The organism is Mesorhizobium sp. B1-1-5 (genome assembly GCF_006443065.1).
Lineage (GTDB): Bacteria > Pseudomonadota > Alphaproteobacteria > Rhizobiales > Rhizobiaceae > Mesorhizobium.
The window spans coordinates 1-1,653 of record NZ_VFWS01000307.1 but is presented as its reverse complement, the minus strand read 5'-3'; the positions used below and the strand labels follow the sequence as shown (position 1 = coordinate 1,653).

Sequence of the window (1,653 nt, the reverse complement as noted above, 5' to 3'; positions counted from 1 at the left end):
GGATGCGAGATCGCTGGTATGGTCCGGGTACGATGCCGAGATCGGCGCAAAGGAAGCAGCTGCCAAATTCGGCAATGAGTTCCTCCCTCGCCCGCTCGCTACGATCCTTCGGATAGCGGCTGACATCGCGATTCACCCGATGGGGTGCCGCCGTCCGGTGGTCAAATTCATCACTCAGCACCGCGACATAGGAACCCGCGTCGCAAAAACTCTCGAATGCCGGTATCTGGATGTGGCTGCTTGTCAGTTGATGCCGGCGCCGGGATTCTCGACCTGTCGTTCAAAGCGCTTCATGAGCGCCTCCTGCTCGGCCCAGATGACTTCGCTCCCGGCAAGCGCGAGCTCCAGAGCGGCCTCGGTCTCGCGGCGCTCGTCGCGGCAGACAGCGTTCCGCAGCTCGGCGCGCAATTCCTCAATGTGTTAATCGATCGACATGTTCGTCTCCTTGACGTTGGTGGAGGGCGACACCGCCGGTCATGATGGGTCGGAGGGGCCAGGGCGCGCAGCGACCGGCGGAGCCGGCGAGTGGGGGAGCCGAAATGCGTCAACTTGTTGGAGATACCACGAAGTCCTTGGGCGCCTTCGGAACGCCATGGCATCCTCGGACGATCTGAGCAGACCTCCCCCACCCGGTTGGCAGCAAAAAAGCGGGGCCGGGCTCGATGCCTGGTTCCGGCTTCACCATTGGTAGGAGGAACCCCGCCTGTGGCGGGGTCCCCTGGCGGGCGATCAGTCCCGGTTTGGGCGGGACCAGATCAGCTGCAGGCCTTCCTCGCCTTCCACCTCGATCAGGGTGGCGTAGATCGGAGCGGGGAAGCTCGGGTCGTCAAGCTTGACCGAGAGATAGTCGCGACCCTCTGCGGAGGTCTTCTGCCAGGCGGCGCCGAGTTCGACATTGCCGGCGAAGATGCGGAAGTGCGGCCCCGTGTCGGAAGGGTTCTCGATGCTGACTAGCTTGGCCTTGACGTTGAGGTTGAGGGTTTTGATCGAACCGCTGAAGCCATTGCCGGTGGAAGCGAAGGTGCCGATGGTAGCCATAAGTCTCATCCTTTGTTGCTCGGGCCGCGCCCATCGCGACCTCGATGACGGTCAGTGGACCGGAGGCGATCGACTGGCACCCGCAGGGCTGGAACGAAGTGGAAGGCGGTCGTGAGAGACTTTCTTGATCCGCGAGGAATGGCCGCGCAGCCGTCAGGGGAAGAAAGTCGCGAAGGCCGTTGCCGGACAAGATCGAGAGCCCGCGATAGCGGGATCGGCCTTCGGTCAGACCAGTCACATCGCGGACGCAGATGGACGTGGCCTTTGTCTAAACCGAAATGAAGAGCGTCGTTTCCGTCGACGGCATTATACCCGCAAGTCAGCGACTGTTCGTTCGAGAGCCCCCTCGCCGCCACGGTCAGGCAACGGATCGCCTCCGATCCCAAAGGCGAGAACCGCAGCCCCATTGTCTCGCACCGGCTTCGAAACGGTGATGCACCGGGAGATCAGCGACAGAAGCGCGCGAGCTACGTGCCAGACTGACCCACCCGTTGAAACGACGCTGCGTTTATGGCGCGCAATTTGGGGAAGCGGCCAGCAACTGCCTATCCGGCTCTCGTCTCAAACGGAATCGGCAACCGATATAGCCGCGCGCCCCGGCGGAGGTTCGTGACT

Annotated in this window: 2 protein-coding genes and 1 pseudogene; all 3 read right to left on the bottom strand. The window is 62.7% G+C overall.

Annotation, left to right across the window (positions count from 1 at the left end; translation table 11 throughout):
* A pseudogene (locus tag FJ980_RS30725) lies at positions 1–235 on the bottom strand (zincin-like metallopeptidase domain-containing protein); the annotation flags it as partial.
* A gap of 8 nt (positions 236–243) precedes the next feature.
* A complete protein-coding gene (locus FJ980_RS30720) occupies positions 244–408 on the bottom strand; it encodes a hypothetical protein (protein WP_224647530.1) in 165 nt (54 codons plus the stop codon).
* A 321-nt stretch (positions 409–729) separates the two neighbouring features.
* Complete coding sequence (locus FJ980_RS30715; RefSeq protein WP_140547328.1) at positions 730–1,038, bottom strand: DUF736 domain-containing protein; 309 nt, start codon at positions 1,036–1,038, stop codon at positions 730–732.
* Positions 1,039–1,653: the final 615 nt, after the last annotated feature.

Excerpts from the sequence above, each read along its gene's own strand:
- FJ980_RS30715 (WP_140547328.1), bottom strand. The coding sequence starts at position 1,038 with ATGGCTACCATCGGCACCTTCGCTTCCACCGGCAATGGCTTCAGCGGT.